Below are 16805 nucleotides of genomic sequence, written 5' to 3' on the forward strand. Positions count from 1 at the left end.
ACCTTATGGCGCAAGACGAGAGACCTATCACGCAACAGTCGATGGCAAGACCAACTCGTGCACCGGATCGCCCTCCCATGATGATGGAGGGTGAAATGGTCGTCGGCAGCGCGATCGAAGACACGCTGGCATTGGTGCTCGGCATCGGCAGTGCAACAAACGATCAGGTAACAGCGTTCCTGAATGGCGATCCTGCCATGAGCGTGAAGACGAACCTGATTACATGGCCACTCAGGGAGCCTTCACCTGCCGGAACACATGGTTTCGTCGCCGTCGTGCCAACGGCTGCTTTGCGCCGTGGCACTCTCAAGACGATCATGTTCCAACACCGGGCAAAGGTCGCCCGCTACAATTTCGCATCGCGCTCCGCTTCTATTGCCGATTTTGTCGCCATGATCGGCGATCTAGCCGGACCGAGCTTGCCGGGCGTCATCGATGAACTGGTGGAAGGTCTGATTTCCGGCCCTATCAGCCGGAAGAAACTTTCGGCCATCACCGTTCTGCTACAGGCGGGGGCCCGTTCTGACGGCTGCATCGAACTCATCGGCGGCAGCGATGAAGGCGAGATTTTCGTTCAGGGCTGGGCGCAGGATCTGACACCTGCGGTAACCCGGCTGCTGATCAGCGGCAAGAACCCTTCGCTTGCGGAATGCGCAGTCAGCGTTTTCGCACGGCCAGATCTCAATGATGAAGCTTCCGGATTTGCAGGCCTTCTTCTTGCCAACGAACCGGTCGAACCGACTGATATCGAACGGCTTCTGTTTCGCGGGCGAAGGGGCTGGCGTTTTACCGAAGTCTACGACCGCAGGCTGCTGTCCGGCTCGCGCGAAACGCCGGGCCATATCCGGGCAATTCTGCCGCGGGTACGCAGCTCGACAGACATCCTGCTGCGCATGCGTTCCGCCGCAAATCGTTTCGATGGTGCCGACACGGTATCCAGCCTTCCCTTTCCTGTCCGGATGGGGATAGACAATGTCTTCCGGGTGGAAGGCAGCGGCATGCTGGTTTCGGGCTGGCTGCTCGATCCCGATAGCCACGTGGAAAGTGTGAAGCTGCGCCGTCATCGCGGTGAAATCCAGATCGATACCAGTTGGACCCGCATCGACCGGCCCGACGTCACCCACGAATTCGACAATCAGCCGCCATTCAATGCCGGGCTGGACCCCAGCCGTCACGCGCATGGTTTCGTTGCCTTCGCACCCGAGCTTGCAGGCGACAGCACGTCGCCATTCTATCTAGAACTTGCAATCAGCGACGGACGGCGCGCATTTTTTCCATTGACGCCAACCCGCGTCACCTCGCGTGACGCTATCGTACGGCAAATCCGCGCGACCGATCCAAATGCATGGGCGCTGCGCCATATTGTCGACCAGCAGCTCGTGCCGCTGCTGCGCGGCGTCAACCGCCCTGCGCCGGAAGTCTTTGGTGTAGTCGATCTCGGCCCCTTCGAAGATGCGATAGGGCCTGCGATCATCATCGGTATCGACGAGCGCGTCGAGGAAGTCGAACCTTTGCTGGCGCTTCTCGCGCTCGATCCCGAAACCCGCATCGCGCCAATCGTAATCGCAGCTGCAACCGAGATCATTGATCGCGTCGGCGTACAAATCAGGCGTCTTGCGGATTTCTACCGCCTGCGTATCAGGCTCGTTTCAGCTACGGGGTCGGAAGACCTCTACGATGCACTGGAAGTCGGCGCCCGCACGGTTTCGACAGATCAGGTCATATTTCTGGCCGGATCGCTGCTGCCGCGCCGCTCCGGATGGCTGAACAAGCTCATCAGCGCCTATGAAGCGCACAAGGACTGCGTGCTGTCTCCCACCCTTGCCTATGAGGATGATTCAATTCGCTGGGCGGGAACCTGGGTTGCCGGACCGCAATCCGGCATGTCGGCGGATCGCGCTCTGATTAGCCGCTACGCCGGTTATCCCATCGACGCCGTTTCAGGAATGTCCTTGACGGAAGTCGCAACGGCTACGTTCGAGTGCTGCATCCTTCCGCGTGAAGCCCTGTTTTCCGTCGGTGGTTTCACGCGCGGTTATCTCGGCACCCATGAAAAGGGACTGGATCTCGGATTGAAACTCAAACAATCGGGCTTGCGCTCCTATTGGTTACCATCAGCGCAGATGCTGGGAGCAGACGATACATCCGTAACTGACAGGGCATCGACCATAGCGCTCATTGAGCGCATTGACCGGCAGGTCTTCGATGCACGGTGGTCCTCCATTCTCGCTGGCAGGCGTAACGTACAGGTGGAGGAACCCGCATGAGCGATAAACTCCGTGTTCTCGTCATCTCGCACGCTCACCCATCGATCTCGCTCGGTGGCGGTGAAATCGCTTCCTACAATCTGCACAAGGGGCTGAACACCATTCCCGATGTTCAGTCAGTCTATCTGGCCCGCGCCGCTCATCCGATCCCGCGGCATGGCACGACGGCGCTCATGAGCATGCGGCGCGCCAGCGACGAAATCCTGTTCCATGCCGACGAATACGATCACTTCTATCTGTCGAACAAGAACACCGATGAAATCCGCCGTGACCTGCTGCGCTTTGTCCGCGACTTCGATCCGGACATCGTGCATTTCCATCATGTTCTCGGCCTCGGGCTTGAAACGCTCTATGCCATCCGCGAGGCACTGCCGGATCGCATCATTCTGGTGACGTTTCATGAATTCCTGTCGATCTGCAACAATGATGGCCAGATGGTCAAAGCTGGCACCTCCAAGCTCTGCAACGAGGCGTCCCCTATCGATTGCCACGGCTGTTTTCCGCAGATACCGCCAGCGCGTTTTCTCAAGCGCGAACGTTTCGTGCGCGGCATGCTGGAACTGGCCGACGCATTTGTGTCGCCGAGCGAGTTCCTTGCCAACCGCTATCTGGAATGGGGCCTCAACCCCGACAAGATGGCAGTCATCGAGAACGGCATCGCCATCCGTGATGTTACCCCTCCGCGTGAGCTGACCGGCCCGAACCCGCGTCGCAGTCGCTTTGCCTTTTTCGGTCAGATCAACCCGTTCAAGGGCATAGACGTTCTGGTCGATGCCGTATCGCGTGTGCCGGAACAGGTATGGGGCGAGGATTCCCGCCTGATGATCTTCGGCGGCAATCTGGAAAAGCAGCCACCCGCTTTTCAGGAACGCATGCAGAAATTGATTGAAGAGGCTGGTCCGCGTGTGCGTTTCTATGGTGCGTACCAGAATGCTGAAATGCCGCGCCTCATGCAGTCGGTCGACTGGGTGGTCATGCCCTCAATCTGGTGGGAAAATTCACCCATTGTCATTCAGGAGGCGCTGCACCATCGCCGTCCGGTCATCTGCTCGAATATTGGCGGCATGGCTGAGAAAATCCGCGATGGCGAAGACGGCCTGCATTTCCGTGTTCGCAGCGCCGAGGATCTGGCCGACCGTTTTACAGAAGTGCTCAGCGAGCCGAGCATATGGGATAGACTGCATCATTCCATCCGCAATCCGGTCCACTATGTCGATTGCGCAAAGGAACATCTGGACCTCTACAACCGGCTGCGTGGGTCAAAACCCCGCAGACAGAAACCGGCAGTTACGCAAACTGCTCTTTCTCAGGCAAGCTGAGCCTGGCTTGACCTTAGTGAAACAGAAGGAAGACCGTATGGCACGCGCCCTCGTCATGATCCCTGCGGGAGAAGTGTACGATCACGACAATGTCCGCTGGTATCGTCACACCGACGTTCAGGGCAGCATCAATCATTATCACAATATCGGCGATGCCTTCGTGTTCGAGTCATCGTTGAAACTGATGAATTACGAGAAGGCTTCCGAACTTCCGATCACCAATTTCTCACCTGAGAAGATTGATCAGCTGCGTGAAGAGTATGATTATGTGATCCTGCGCGGTTCGAACTATATCAACAAGGATATGAACTGGCGCGACACGATCCCGGTCTTGCAACGGCTTAAACTGCCGGTCATAGCATTCGGTATCGGAGCACAAGCGCCGGTCAGAGGGGAAATACAGCTTTCCGAAGAGACCAAGGCGGTCCTGCGCATCATTGCAGATTCGACGACATCCATCGGTGTGCGCGGCGCTTACACGGCGCAGGTACTGAACGATATCGGCATCCGCAATGTGCGCATCGTCGGTTGTCCGACTGCGTTTCGCCGCAACAACCAGCATTTGCGTATCAAGTTGCCACCACTGGAAAACGTGACTCAAGTCGGCGTTACGGTTCGCCGCGAGGTTTCACCAGCCTATGCACAGGATATCGAGCAATATCTGACGCGTCACCGCGACCTTATCAAAACCATGGCCGGGCGCTTCGATGTGACCTTGATGGCTCAGGGCGAGATCGATGAGAAGAAAATGGTCTTCGGCACTGCGGAGCAGAAGGAGGAGGCCATTGCAGCGCTCAAGAACCATCGCTGGACAGCGGACTGGTATTTCGACGAGACAATAGAAAACCTCTATCGCCATCGCATGTTCTATTCGGATGTCGTTGCTGATTACGAGGAACTGGTGCGCAGGCAACAGCTCGTTCTCGGCTATCGCCTGCATGGTAATCTGATGGCGCTGGCCAACGGCGTGCCGTCCATCTATTTCACCTATGACAGCCGTACAGCCGAATTTGCCGAAACCTACAAGATACCGAGCTATGACGTCTTCAGCGACAAGCCTTTCCGGCTGGAAGACTATTGGGACCAGTCGTTGTTCGACAAGTATAACCGGGCATGGTTCGAGACCTATGCCGAGATGAAGCAGTTTCTCGATGAAAATGGTGTCGACAACAAGATGACCGAAACCGGACTTCCCATCGCGGAGCTGAAGGTCGCGTAAGATTTAGTTCTTTGGCAGTTGAGCGGAGCTATTCCCCTTCTGCTCTTCTGCCAGAAGCGACCACGCAGCAATGAACATCGCGGCAATCAGCGGCCCGACCACAAAACCATTGATCCCGATCAGTGAAATGCCCCCAACCGTGGAGATCAGCACGACATAATCCGGCATGCGGGTGCCTTTTCCGACCAGAGGCGGGCGCAGGAGATTATCGACCAGTCCGATCACGAATACGCCCACGAAAACCAGAATACCTCCGCTGATCCATTCTCCGCTTGCAAAGAACCAGGCCGCTGCCGGCACCCAGACCAGTGCTGCGCCGACCGCTGGCAGCATGGAAAGGAATGTCATCAACACGCCCCAGAGCAAAGCCGCCTCAACGCCCAAGGACCAGAAAGTCACGCCACCGATCGTGCCCTGAATGATGGCAATAATGATATTGCCCTTCACCGTCGCGCGGATGACAGCGATGAACTTTTCCAGAAACTGCCGCGTGTAATCATCATTGAGCGGAATGGCCTGCCTGATCTTCCGTCCAAGGTCCGCACCGTCGCGAAACAGGAAGAACAGCAGATAGAGCATGATGCCGAAGCCGATGAAGAATTGCAGCGTGTTCTGGCCGAAGCTGACCAGTTTTCCGGCAAAAAGCTGACTGCCCTGCATGATCGCAGACGATATGCGCGCCCGCCATTCCGCGAAATCACCTAGCTCGAACCGGGTCAGCCACTCCTCCAGCGAATCCGGCAAGGCGCCCAGAATGCGTGAGATATAGCTGTTCAGATCAAACTCACGACTGCTCAGGCGTTGATAGAGAGAATTCCCCTCCTGTACCAGCGAACCGAAAATCGCGAGCATTGGAATGATGACCAGACAGATGCACATCAGTACTGAAAGCAGAGCGGCAATGTTTTTCCTGCCGCCGAGCAGACGTTCCAGGCGCTGTTGTACTGGCGAAAAAACCACGGCGAGAATGACTGCCCAGAGAACCGCCGAATAATAAGGCAACAGCAGCCATGCAAAGGCGATGGTGACCAGTGCCAGTAGAATATAGAAGCTCGCGCGCTGGACGGACATAATCACCTGCTGCAGATTTCCGGGTCAGGAAACCCTGCCCGGAAAACCATTCCAATTCAATAGAGAAGCGCAGGCCCGGCAGGTTATGCCGCTTTCAGAGGCGCCCGCTTTTCATCGGGAAGTGAACGCGCGAGTGTGCTCAGAAGATCGCTTTGCGACACCAAACCGATGATGCGGCGCATTTCATCAACAACCACGACAGCATGCGCCAATCCATCGGTCAGGCTGGGCAGAAGGCTCATCACCGGATCGGCTTGCGCAGCGGTGGGCGCTTCCACGATATAGTTTCTGAAATCGTCACCCGGATGCATCAATTCGCGCAAACCGACTACGCCCTTCAGACGACCGTCGGCCGTGTGTACCGGCAAGGTCAGTAGATTATGCCGCAAGATCAGGTCGCGCGCCTGACTCGCCGTTGCATCTTCATCGATACTGACGACATCACGAGACATAATGTCGGCGCAGGTCAGGTCGCCGTGGGAACGAATGGACACTTCAAGCTCCACTTGCCGCAGCAGACGTCCAAGATCGTTGCGATCGATATCGAAGCTTTCATCCAGTGCAAGCAAGGCGCGGTCGATATCTTCCTCGCGGATGCCCATCCGGACCGAAGGCGGCAAATCTTCAGTGCTGTGCTTGTTTACCGGAGCAGCCGCCGCCACGTGCGGATATTTCCGACGCGACAGTTTGTGAAAAAGGATACCAAGGCCGACGAGAAGGCAAGAGTTCAGCGCGACCGGCACAAGCGGAAACAGCAATCCCCACTTGGCAACCGCAGAACCACCCAGAACTGCAGTCAGCGCCGCTGCGCCGCCGGGCGGATGGAGGCTACGGGTAACCGACATTGCCGCGATGGCGAGCGCCACGCCAAGGCCGATCGCCAAAGCCGGATCATCAACAAACTGGGTGACGGCCAGTCCCACAAAGGCGGAAATCGTGTTGCCGCCGATGATCGACCACGGCTGCGCCAGCGGGCTGGTTGGAACTGCGAAAAGCAGAACCGCCGAAGCACCGATCGGCGCTACGATCAAAGGCAGATGCGGACCGCTTCCCAGCAGCATGCTCGATATGAATCCGGTCAGCGCGATACCAATCAAGGCACCGAGGCAAGCAATCGAACGTTCTCGCAGCGTTGCACCGGCAAGAACCGGCTTGAACAATCGGAGCGCACGCGACTGGTGTTGTTCTGGATCTCTCTGGGTCATTCCGTCAATCAGGCCGATGATAGGGGACGCTTCAGCGAAAACCCGTTGAAGCTAAAGACTGTTCTCTTGGGGGTGAGACAATATCCTGCCCTTGCCGGATTCGAACAAGAAAGCAAATCCGTATCCGCTTGCCGGAATGGAAAAATTGTTCCCCGTTCATCAACTCATCGAGAACAATGGTCTCAATGTCATTTCAAGCCCCAGGATCATAAGGCCGATCAGAAACCATCGACGGAAGGTTTCTGATCGGATTTTGCGGCGACAAGCCTGCCCTAGGAACATGCCAACCAGTGAAGGAACAATGGCCAGAACAGACGCCAGCAGGAGATCACCGGAATATGCCTGCCTGCTCGAAAGCCCGACCGCAAGTGCAGCAGTCGAGACAGTAAAGGAAAGCCCAAGCGACTGCACAAGATCATCTTTTCTGAATCCTAGCGATTGCAGATAGGGCACAGCCGGTATGACGAATATCCCTGTAGCGCCCGCAATCAAGCCGGTCAGCAACCCGATGACAGGTGACAGCAGGCGTTCAAGCTTTTCCGACACCTGTAGCTGGCGGGCGAACAACGTGTAGGCTGCATAGATAACGAGCGAGAATCCCAGCATCGATGTGGTGACTGCAATGTTCCCCCCGACCAGAATCGCAGTTCCCGCAATGGTCCCGACTGCAATGGCAAGCATCATGCTCCAGAGACGAAGCATAAGCTGACCGAAGCTAGGCCCCGCCAGAAGCTGCCAAAGATTGGTGATGAAGGACGGAATAATCAGCAGGCTTGCAGCTGCGAGCGGAGATATGAGCGCGCCCAATATGCCCATGGCAACTGTGGGCAGCCCCATTCCTGTCAGGCCTTTGACAAAGCCGGCACCGAGGAACGTTACCGCAATCGTCAGGATCAAGGGTAATGAATAAATCATGTCCCTGCTATAGCGACTTGGCCATCGGACGGAATGCGGAAGTTCCTTATAGAGCCTTCGGCTTTTCCATAGGCAGAATTCGCGCTAACATCGCTTATGCGCTTTGATCTTACCGACCTTCGCCTCTTCCTCGCTGTCGCCGATACCGGCAGCATCACTCATGGTGCGGCTGAAGTCGGCCTGTCGCTTCCAGCGGCAAGCGAGCGCCTGCGTGACATGGAGGCCTCCGGGCAGGTTTCGCTTTTGGAGCGGGGACGACGCGGCGTTGCCCTTACCGAAGCAGGCGAAGCCCTTGTCCATCACGCAAGAGCGGTCATGCGGCAGATGGCCGACCTGCATAGCGAATTGGGCTCACATGCCAAAGCCATGCGCACAGCCATTCGCGTCGCGGCCAATACCGCTACCGTCACCGAATATCTTCCGGCAAAACTCGCCGCCTGGATGGCAAAAAATCCTCGCATCGATGTGGAGTTGAAAGAACGGCAGAGCAGCGATATTGCTCGTGCCATTTTGCGCGGCTTTGTTGAGATCGGAATTTTATCGGATGCGGTGGAAACTACGGGTTTGGAGCTGGTTCCTTTTGCAATAGATCAGCTGGTACTGATCACTGCCAGAAGCCATCCGCTGGCTGAACATAAGCGCGTGAGTTTCTCTGACATCCTGCAGGAACAGTTCATCGGTCTATCAGCTGGCGCACTGCAGGAGCACCTCGAAATTCAGGCAACCCGGCTAGGCGGCAGGCTTAAAATCAGGACGAAACTCCGCACGTTTGAAGGGGTCGGTAATATGGTGGCTGCCAGCGTAGGTGTTGCGATCATTCCGCAGACCGCCGCCCGACGCCTTAGAAAGACACTCCCCATTGCAACGGTCGCTATCTCCGATGCTTGGGCAAGAAGAAATCTGGCAATAGCGGTGCAATCCTTAGAAGAACTAGCCACACCGGCCAGGAGCCTCGTCGATCACCTCGTCTTGAATGCTGAGCTTCCCGCAATCAAAACTGCATAAGATTAGCCCCGATCAGAAAGAACCTTCAAGACGATACCCCAACGCACGGCGAAAACATGGCAAGCGAGCTACCCAGACTTTGGTAGTACAAGCGCTTTCATTGAAGGTCAGGCATTGGCAAGCCGCCGGGATACATCTACATTCTTTTTCAAGCGCACCGAATAATTCGGCCGATTCAAGAGCAACAACGGTGCAGAAATATTTTATTGCAGTCATTGAATAGTATCGCATCTGATTGTCCGAAGCGCCCAAAGAGGCGTGGGGAACCAAATTCAGAATACCGGCACGCCCGCCGCAACATAGTCTGGGAGGACGCTATGATGAAAACTATCGCCGCTCTGGCGACAACACTTGCTATTTCCACCGCAGCTTTCACCGCACAGGCACAAAATTATCCGGAACGGACGATCACCATGGTCGTGCCTTTCTCAGCCGGTGGGCCTACCGACACTGTCACGCGACTGGTGGCAGAATCCATGTCCAAGGATCTCGGACAACAGGTTATCGTCGAGAATGTCGGCGGCGCAGGTGGAACACTCGGCGCCGGGCGTGTCGCAACCGCCGATCCGGATGGCTATACGCTTCTGCTTCACCATATCGGCATGGCCACAAGCGCCACGCTTTACCGCAAGCTCGCCTATGACACGCTGAATGCATTTGAATATGTCGGTCTTGTCACGGAAGTTCCGATGACGATTGTTGCACGCAAAGACCTTGAGCCAACCGATCTCAAGGGACTGATCGAATATGCCAAGGCCAACAAGGATACGGCGACGGTCGCCAATGCCGGTATCGGCGCGGCATCGCATCTTTGCGGCATGTTGTTCATGAGCGCGATTGAAACGCCGCTCGTTACAGTTCCCTACAAGGGAACCGGCCCGGCCATGACCGATCTTCTCGGTGGACAGGTCGACATCATGTGTGACCAGACCACCAACACGACGAAGCAGATTCAGGCCGGCACGATCAAGGCTTATGCCGTTACCTCGCCTGAACGTCTGGACGTACTGAAAGACCTTCCGACTACCAAGGAAGCCGGTCTGGACGGCATGGAAGTGGGCATCTGGCACGGCATCTATGCCCCCAAGGGAACCCCGGCGGAAGTCACCGAACGTCTGTCGAAGTCGCTTCAGGTGGCCTTGAAAGACCAGAATGTGGTTGCCCGTTTTGCCGAACTCGGCACAAAGCCATCTCCGGAATCCGATGCGACACCGGCGGCATTGAAGGCCAAGCTCGAATCCGAAATCGCGCGCTGGAAGCCGATTATCGAAGCTGCAGGACAATACGCGGACTGATCGTACAGGAAACAATCAAGGCATGTCATCTGACGCGCCTTGATTGTCGTTTTCCCTTCGGCTGCACATCAAACTGCAGTCGACGGGATACACGACCGACGTCATATGCCGATCTTCCGGCATAGCCCTTTCAACGGCAAATCCGAAAGACGATTGGCCATGAACGAGCCCTCAAGGAAATTCTCAATAGATCCGACCAACGGATTGTGCGGTGCACTGCTCGCACTGACAGGTGCCTTTTTTGCCTATCAGTCGCTTGGTCTGGACCTCGGCACATCGCTACGTATGGGACCGGGATATTTCCCACTTGTCCTTTCCGGTGTGCTAATCCTGCTTGGACTGGTCATCCTTATTCAGGCTACACGTGTCTCCGGCGAGCCTATCGGCCCGATCGCTTGGCGCGGCCTGTTCTTTATTCTACCTGCGCCGATATTCTTCGGCCTGACCGTGCGCGGCCTCGGCTTCGTACCGTCGCTGTTTCTGACCTGTCTCATCGCCTCTTTCGCCTCGATGCGTATGAAACCACTTGCAGCAATCATTCTTGCCGCTGCAATCACGGTCTTTTCGGTCATTGTCTTCAGCTACGCGCTCGCGCTGCCATATCAGCGTTTCGGGCCCTGGTGGCCGTTCTAAAGGGGCACGAGCATGGAGCTTTTCAACAATCTTGCGCTTGGCTTCTCAACAGCATCGACGCTTGCCAATCTCGGCTTTTGCCTTGTCGGCGTATTGCTTGGCACGTTGATCGGCGTTTTGCCGGGCATCGGTGCCACCGCGACCATTGCCATGCTTCTTCCGATCACGTTCCAGATTGGCGATCCGGTTTCCGCACTGATCATGCTTGCTGGCATCTATTACGGTGCCCAATATGGCGGGTCGACAACCGCAATTCTCATCAACATGCCGGGAGAATCCTCGTCGGCGGTGACGGCCATCGACGGCTACCAGATGGCGCGCCGCGGGCGTGCCGGTGCAGCACTTGCAATCGCGGCAATCGGTTCATTCTTCGCCGGCACTGTCTCCACCTTTCTGGTGGCGATCTTCGCTCCGCCACTCACAGAAATCGCCCTGAAATTCGGCTCGGCTGAGTATTTCTCGCTGATGGTCGTCGGGCTGGTGTCGTCCGTGGCACTGGCGCACGGTTCGATCATCAAGGCTCTGGCGATGGTTGTACTGGGGCTGCTGCTCGGTCTTATCGGTACTGACATCTACACCGGCACACCGCGTTTCACGCTCGGCATTACAGAATATGCGGATGGCCTCAATTTCGTTGCCGTTGCTGTCGGCGTGTTCGGCATCGCTGAAATTCTGCGCAATCTCGAAAATGAACATGCGCGCGAAGTGCTGATGGCCAAAGTCACAGGACTGATGCCGACGCGCGACGATTTCAAGCGCATGACTGCGCCAATCCTGCGCGGAACGGTCATCGGTTCGGCGCTTGGTATCCTGCCCGGCGGTGGCGCCATTCTGGCGTCTTTTGCTTCCTACACGGTGGAAAAGCGTATTTCCGATACGCCGGAAGAGTTCGGAAAGGGCGCGATAGCAGGCGTTGCAGGACCGGAATCCGCCAACAATGCCGGTGCGCAGACATCCTTCATTCCGATGCTCACACTCGGCATTCCAGCCAATCCGGTCATGGCATTGATGATCGGCGCCATGATTATTCAGGGCATCGTGCCAGGCCCGAATGTTGCAACAGAACAACCCGCCTTGTTCTGGGGCGTGATTGCGTCGATGTGGATCGGCAATCTCATGCTCATCATCTTGAACCTGCCACTGATCGGCCTGTGGGTAAAGCTTCTGACAGTGCCCTATTATGTGCTTTTTCCGATTATCATGACTTTCTGTTCAATCGGCGTTTATAGCGTCAATTCGAATGTCTATGATCTCTACGCAGTCGCCTTCTTCGGCTTCATCGGCTATCTGCTGGCCAAACTGCGCTGCGAACCCGCCCCCCTGCTGCTTGGCTTCGTTCTCGGCCCGTTGCTGGAGGAACATCTGCGACGCGCCATGATCCTGTCACGCGGCGACCCGGCAACCTTTTTCACCCGCCCGATCAGCGCCATTCTGCTCGCCATAGCTGCGGCCGTTCTCGTGGTCGTGCTGCTTCCATCGGTACGCAAGAAGCGCGACGAGGTGTTCGTCGAGGAAGGTTAACCTAGGTTAAGCCAAAAGATGACGCTGGAGCATTGATATGCTATAGGAACCGGGGGCTTGGCCGGGGGCCTGTATTGTCGTTTGAATCGCCAGCACAGAGGGAGGTGTCATGGCGGACGAACAGCGTCGAAGCTTCCGGCAGCGACTGGCTGCCATCGTCATTGCGGGTATCGGCACGGCCGCCGCAAGCGTATTCTCCTATGCAGCAGCAATTTATGAAGCAGCCAATCCTGAGCCTATGCGGGAACTGAACCCCGGCGAGACGGTCGATACTGGACGCTGGCACGTGGCGATAACCGGTGCGCGCTTTAGCTCTGTTCCACCGACCGGTGTGAAACCTTACGAGCCCAAGAACTACCTCATGGTCGATGTCAATCTGGACAATCGCTCCGCGTCGTCAGCCTATGCATCGCGAAGGCTCCTCACCCTCGATCCGCCAAATCCGGCGCTGAAAGACCCAATCGTTTACATCATCAAGGACAAATGGATTGCGAGCCCGATCAATCCCGCATGCCGGAAAAGCTGACCGTAGTATGGGAATGGCCGCAAGGTGAAACTCCGCCGCAGGAAGTGCGGCTCCTCATTGGCAGTGAAATCTACAAGAAGCGGGATAATCTCTATGGGGCCTCTACATGGCTTGATCGGGACCCCATCGCGGTCATCCAATTGCCTGTTCATATGTCATCTGCCGAGAGCGAAGGATGATGGGCTGGCTCAAAAACACTCTCATGCTGTGCGTGGCCGCCGCCGCGCTATATGGCATGCAGCATTCCACCCCCTATTACAGCGATATCTTTTCCTCCGTAACCATTGAAGGACAGCAGGGAAAGCCAGCAGAAACCAGTCGTTTTGTCGTCGGCATCGTGAATGTTTATCGGGCCCGGCAACTGACGACACCCGGCATCGGAAGGACCCGCGCCTATAATACGGATGGCGAATGGCTGGTCATCGAGGCCGCAGCCAAAGCAAAGATCGAGAGCCTTGGCCTCGCGGCTGTCGAATGGCTTGGGCCGAACGGTATCCGCTACGCCATGAGCAAACGTCCGACTTATGCGCCCGGTATAGTCGGCTCAGAACGACTGGAGCCGGGGATTCCACGTCCTATACTGATGGTGTTTGAATTGCCGCGTGACCAGATCGCAGGTGGAAAGCTGCTCATTGCCGAATCTTCACTGACCCCTCTTTCAGAACAGGTGCAGATCAGCATGAACTCCACGGCGCAGGACAATGTCAGCCAGTCAATCGCGGTCAAACGCATGGGGACCATCATGCCCTGGCAATTGGAGGTCAGCCAATGAGTGAAGCAGCCTCTTCAGGCGAGCGAAAATCGTTCTGGATATGCCTTGCTCTCCTGATTATCGCCCTGCCCCTTGCTGTTTTCGTGCGTTCCGACGGCGGTTTGTTGCGATGGATCGAGCAGAACCTGCAAGAGCCGATTGTCGTGCCGCGTGGCGATGTGCAGACTTATGCTGGTGCCAACTGGAAACTGGTCGCATTGGACAAGTTTCCAGGCACATTGCCAAAGACGAATATCGTGCTTGCAGAAATCGAAGTGACTATTCAGGACGGTGAACAGTTGAAACAGTTGATCCCCTGTTTCGTAACTGCGACGGACACTGAAGGCCGCAGCTGGTCGACGTTGTATGTATCCAATCAAGTAATCCAAAAACTGAAACCGGAAGCCGCCGACAAGCCGAAATGCTACGATCTTGCCAATGAAAATGGCAGCGCCCCGGTTCGTATCGTCGAGAGCTTTCTTGTTCCCGAAAACGTCGGAGAGCTTTCGCTATCGCTCTCTATGCTGGGGAAACAGCCTGAGCATCTGGTTCTGAAATAGCCCTGTTCTTCTGGCTCACCAACGCATATTCGAGGACTGCCGCCAGAAGTGCGATACGTATTGCGTCAAGCAGGATGCCGCCATCAAGCTCCGTCGGGCTACCGATCAGAATAGCCAGAACATTGGCGATGCGTTGCCAAATTTCGATATCGTATGGTCCAAGATAATGGGTCGTACCGTACCAGATCCATGCGCCGGTCCAGCTTATCGCACGGTAGAGAACGATAAACGACAGCAGGGTTCCAAGCCCTGCCCCGACGACCAGTTTCAGGCAGGTCCATACAGGCCGGTAGCGGCTGCGATAACCGCCCAGATAATGTGCAGTGAAGTCGCTCAACCACTTCCGGAAGGTCGTTCCGCGAGATGGGGCTGGCGGAACCGGTGCTTTCCTGGCGGACAGATCATAGCCGTAGATGATTGCGGTCATCACCAGCCAGACCATCGGCAGGAGCGCATAGAAGAACAGATTCTGCGCCTGTACCCAGAAGCTCGGTTGCTGGAACTCCACGGGCACAAAATTTTCGGCAGCGTAAGCGCTCATCGAAAACCATGCAGCACTGACATCGAAACTGTCGAGCAGGGACCCGGCCCCAATCCAGCGGATGAGATCATCCTTCCACTTGTCGAGCGCAAACAGACCTATGAATATCCAGCTTGCGTCGGCGGCGACAATCAACAGCCGCAACCAAGGTGAATGGACTTTCTCATTCGCCCGTTTGGCAATCCAGCGGATCAGCCAGCAGACGAAAATTGCCGCGATCAGGCTACCGGAACGCACAAGGTCGAATATGTGCATCTTCTCGCCAAAGGCTGTGCGCTCAAAAGCAAGCCGCGAATATTCGCGCACTGTGTCGCCAAGAAAGCCCCATGCGGCGTAATAGGCGAAGACCGGCAGAATGACAGCTGCCGTCACCATCAGCATACGGTCGGCCTTGCGATTGCCGGGCGACGGTGCGGTTCCTGCCGTAGCGGTTTGGCGCAACGAAGCAAGCGCTGGCAATCCGGGGCGCAGCGTGGCGAACATCGTCACCACGACGAGCAGCTTCACAAGTACGACCAGCGAAAGCACGACCATTCCGGCGAGCGGAAAGTATCCGCCCGCGCGTACCGCAGCATCGAGCAGCAAGTCGCGTGCAATATAGCCCAGCGTACCGATAAGCAGCAGCTGGGGCCATAACCGTGCCAGAAGACGGGCTGTCAGAGCGAGCAGACCGCCGATATCCTTGAGCATCGTCATGGCCGCAGTTTAGCCAGCTGATTGGTAGGGCTCAATATATTTTATTTGTTTAATATATAGACCCGCACTTATCCACGCCGCGTGCCGGAAGATACGATGTCGAGATAGACAGCCAGAACAAGAATGCTGCCCTTGATGATCTGCTGCCAGAACGTATCGACGCCGAGCATGGACATGCCGTTGTCGAGGCTCGACATGATGAGCGCGCCGACCAGTGCACCCAGCACGGAACCAACGCCGCCGCGCATGGAGGTGCCGCCGATGAAACAGGAGGCAATGGCGTCAAGTTCGCCGCCCATGCCTGCCGATGGCGTGCCTGCCGCGAGGCGTGAGGTCGTTGTCAGGCCAGCCACCGCCGCCATCAACCCCATCAGTGCGAAGACGGCCATTTTGACGAAATTGACGTTCACGCCGGAAAAGCGCGTCGCTTCGGTGTTCGAACCAACCGCATAGATGTGGCGACCGAACACGGTCTGTTTTGCAATGACAGTGAAGACGCCAAGGATCACCAGCAGGATCAGCACCGGAACCGGCACACCCTGATAGCTGTTGAGGATCAGGATAAAACCGAGGATCAGGATACCAATACCGAGAAGCCTTGCGACTTCCATCCCGGATGAAAGTGTCTGGAGATTATGCTTGCGCTTGCTGGCCCGCGTGCGCAGCGTCATCAGGATCAGCACGCCGAACAGGGCAATAGCGCAGAGATTGCCAAGCCAGCCCGGCAGATAGCCCTGTCCGATATATTTGAACTCCGGAGAGATCGGCGCAATGGTGACGCCACCCATGATGCCAAGCACGATGCCGCGAAACACAAGCTGGCCGCCGAGCGTGACGATGAAGGACGGTATGCCGAGATAGGCAGTCAGCCAGCCGTTAAAGGCGCCAAGCGCCACACCGAGAACCAGAACCGTGCTGATCGTCGCCCATAAGGGCCATCCGTAGATCACATCGAGAACAGCGGCGACACCGCCCAGAAGCCCTAATAATGCGCCGACAGAAAGATCGATTTCGCCGGCAACAATGACGAAAACCATCGCCGATGCGAGCATTCCGGTAATGGCCATCTGGCGTAGAAGATTGGAGAAGTTGCGTGCCGTCAGGAACTGCGAACGTCCCATTTCGGGATCGTAGGTGAGGATCGCAAACAATGCCCAGATGAGCGCAACCACAATCAGCAGCGCGACAATCTTATAATCCGCCAGAAACTTCCGAAGGCTTTTGCCCGTCAATGTCATATCATGCACCGGTCAAATTTGAGCATTTCCAGCAAAGATGTGA

The 16805-nt window shown here is 56.4% G+C and carries 14 protein-coding genes and 1 pseudogene; 10 read left to right on the forward strand and 5 right to left on the reverse strand.

Annotation, left to right across the window (positions count from 1 at the left end; genetic code table 11):
• The first annotated feature begins 5 nt into the window (after nt 1-5).
• From LJ361_RS07045 to LJ361_RS07055, 3 genes are read left to right on the forward strand one after another with little or no spacing between them, the layout of a single operon-like run.
• Nucleotides 6-2267, forward strand: coding sequence for a glycosyltransferase family 2 protein (locus LJ361_RS07045; protein WP_151615611.1), 2262 nt, complete (start codon nt 6-8; stop codon nt 2265-2267).
• Nucleotides 2264-3586, forward strand: coding sequence for a glycosyltransferase family 4 protein (locus LJ361_RS07050; protein WP_010658627.1), 1323 nt, complete (start codon nt 2264-2266; stop codon nt 3584-3586). Before LJ361_RS07045 ends, LJ361_RS07050 begins: the two co-directional genes overlap by 4 nt.
• Before the next feature lie 37 nt (nt 3587-3623).
• The gene (locus LJ361_RS07055) at nt 3624-4805 is read left to right on the forward strand and encodes a polysaccharide pyruvyl transferase family protein (RefSeq protein ID WP_010658626.1); all 1182 of its coding nucleotides are present in this window, start codon (nt 3624-3626) and stop codon (nt 4803-4805) included.
• Between the two features lie 3 nt (nt 4806-4808).
• Here LJ361_RS07055 and LJ361_RS07060 read toward each other — a convergent pair whose 3' ends face one another.
• The 3 genes from LJ361_RS07060 to LJ361_RS07070 all read right to left on the reverse strand — a co-directional run bounded on the left by LJ361_RS07060 (nt 4809) and on the right by LJ361_RS07070 (nt 7996).
• Complete coding sequence (locus tag LJ361_RS07060; protein WP_012092851.1) at nt 4809-5876, reverse strand: AI-2E family transporter; 1068 nt, start codon at nt 5874-5876, stop codon at nt 4809-4811.
• Between the two features lie 83 nt (nt 5877-5959).
• Entirely contained in the window at nt 5960-7081 is a 1122-nt protein-coding gene (locus tag LJ361_RS07065) for an HPP family protein (RefSeq protein ID WP_010658624.1), read from the reverse strand.
• Between the two features lie 159 nt (nt 7082-7240).
• Nucleotides 7241-7996, reverse strand: coding sequence for a sulfite exporter TauE/SafE family protein (locus LJ361_RS07070; protein ID WP_264813094.1), 756 nt, complete (start codon nt 7994-7996; stop codon nt 7241-7243).
• Nucleotides 7997-8092: 96 nt separating this feature from the next.
• On the opposite strand from LJ361_RS07070, the gene LJ361_RS07075 reads away from it, so the two are divergent.
• The 7 genes and pseudogenes from LJ361_RS07075 to LJ361_RS07105 all read left to right on the forward strand — a co-directional run bounded on the left by LJ361_RS07075 (nt 8093) and on the right by LJ361_RS07105 (nt 14287).
• Complete coding sequence (locus LJ361_RS07075) at nt 8093-9001, forward strand: LysR family transcriptional regulator (protein WP_264813096.1); 909 nt, start codon at nt 8093-8095, stop codon at nt 8999-9001.
• A gap of 317 nt (nt 9002-9318) precedes the next feature.
• Complete coding sequence (locus tag LJ361_RS07080; protein WP_012092847.1) at nt 9319-10296, forward strand: tripartite tricarboxylate transporter substrate-binding protein; 978 nt, start codon at nt 9319-9321, stop codon at nt 10294-10296.
• 159 nt (nt 10297-10455) lie between these two features.
• On the forward strand, nt 10456-10929 hold the full coding sequence (locus LJ361_RS07085) for a tripartite tricarboxylate transporter TctB family protein (protein ID WP_010658620.1): 474 nt from the start codon (nt 10456-10458) through the stop codon (nt 10927-10929).
• A 12-nt stretch (nt 10930-10941) separates the two neighbouring features.
• Complete coding sequence (locus LJ361_RS07090; RefSeq protein WP_264813098.1) at nt 10942-12450, forward strand: tripartite tricarboxylate transporter permease; 1509 nt, start codon at nt 10942-10944, stop codon at nt 12448-12450.
• A 109-nt stretch (nt 12451-12559) separates the two neighbouring features.
• A pseudogene (locus tag LJ361_RS07095) lies at nt 12560-13155 on the forward strand (hypothetical protein).
• Complete coding sequence (locus tag LJ361_RS07100) at nt 13155-13748, forward strand: hypothetical protein (protein ID WP_376787375.1); 594 nt, start codon at nt 13155-13157, stop codon at nt 13746-13748. Before LJ361_RS07095 ends, LJ361_RS07100 begins: the two are co-directional and overlap by 1 nt.
• Nucleotides 13745-14287, forward strand: a complete 543-nt coding sequence (locus LJ361_RS07105; protein ID WP_010658616.1) for a hypothetical protein — start codon at nt 13745-13747, stop codon at nt 14285-14287. Before LJ361_RS07100 ends, LJ361_RS07105 begins: the two co-directional genes overlap by 4 nt.
• On the opposite strand, the gene LJ361_RS07110 is transcribed toward LJ361_RS07105, so the two are convergent.
• Both LJ361_RS07110 and LJ361_RS07115 read right to left on the reverse strand, forming a co-directional pair.
• Entirely contained in the window at nt 14247-15524 is a 1278-nt protein-coding gene (locus tag LJ361_RS07110; RefSeq protein WP_264813102.1) for a hypothetical protein, read from the reverse strand. The genes LJ361_RS07105 and LJ361_RS07110 overlap by 41 nt on opposite strands.
• A gap of 68 nt (nt 15525-15592) precedes the next feature.
• Nucleotides 15593-16762, reverse strand: a complete 1170-nt coding sequence (locus LJ361_RS07115) for a sugar ABC transporter permease (protein WP_012092841.1) — start codon at nt 16760-16762, stop codon at nt 15593-15595.
• Between the last annotated feature and the right edge of the window lie 43 nt (nt 16763-16805).

The sequence above is a fragment of the Brucella sp. JSBI001 genome (genome assembly GCF_026014005.1).
In the GTDB taxonomy this organism is placed as follows: domain Bacteria; phylum Pseudomonadota; class Alphaproteobacteria; order Rhizobiales; family Rhizobiaceae; genus Brucella; species Brucella anthropi.

Excerpts from the sequence above, each read along its gene's own strand:
- LJ361_RS07045 (WP_151615611.1), top strand. The coding sequence starts at position 6 with ATGGCGCAAGACGAGAGACCTATCACGCAACAGTCGATGGCAAGACCA.
- LJ361_RS07050 (WP_010658627.1), top strand. The coding sequence starts at position 2,264 with ATGAGCGATAAACTCCGTGTTCTCGTCATCTCGCACGCTCACCCATCG.
- LJ361_RS07055 (WP_010658626.1), top strand. The coding sequence starts at position 3,624 with ATGGCACGCGCCCTCGTCATGATCCCTGCGGGAGAAGTGTACGATCAC.
- LJ361_RS07060 (WP_012092851.1), bottom strand. The coding sequence starts at position 5,876 with ATGTCCGTCCAGCGCGCGAGCTTCTATATTCTACTGGCACTGGTCACC.
- LJ361_RS07065 (WP_010658624.1), bottom strand. The coding sequence starts at position 7,081 with ATGACCCAGAGAGATCCAGAACAACACCAGTCGCGTGCGCTCCGATTG.
- LJ361_RS07070 (WP_264813094.1), bottom strand. The coding sequence starts at position 7,996 with ATGATTTATTCATTACCCTTGATCCTGACGATTGCGGTAACGTTCCTC.
- LJ361_RS07075 (WP_264813096.1), top strand. The coding sequence starts at position 8,093 with ATGCGCTTTGATCTTACCGACCTTCGCCTCTTCCTCGCTGTCGCCGAT.
- LJ361_RS07080 (WP_012092847.1), top strand. The coding sequence starts at position 9,319 with ATGATGAAAACTATCGCCGCTCTGGCGACAACACTTGCTATTTCCACC.
- LJ361_RS07085 (WP_010658620.1), top strand. The coding sequence starts at position 10,456 with ATGAACGAGCCCTCAAGGAAATTCTCAATAGATCCGACCAACGGATTG.
- LJ361_RS07090 (WP_264813098.1), top strand. The coding sequence starts at position 10,942 with ATGGAGCTTTTCAACAATCTTGCGCTTGGCTTCTCAACAGCATCGACG.
- LJ361_RS07100 (WP_376787375.1), top strand. The coding sequence starts at position 13,155 with ATGGGCTGGCTCAAAAACACTCTCATGCTGTGCGTGGCCGCCGCCGCG.
- LJ361_RS07105 (WP_010658616.1), top strand. The coding sequence starts at position 13,745 with ATGAGTGAAGCAGCCTCTTCAGGCGAGCGAAAATCGTTCTGGATATGC.
- LJ361_RS07110 (WP_264813102.1), bottom strand. The coding sequence starts at position 15,524 with ATGACGATGCTCAAGGATATCGGCGGTCTGCTCGCTCTGACAGCCCGT.
- LJ361_RS07115 (WP_012092841.1), bottom strand. The coding sequence starts at position 16,762 with ATGACATTGACGGGCAAAAGCCTTCGGAAGTTTCTGGCGGATTATAAG.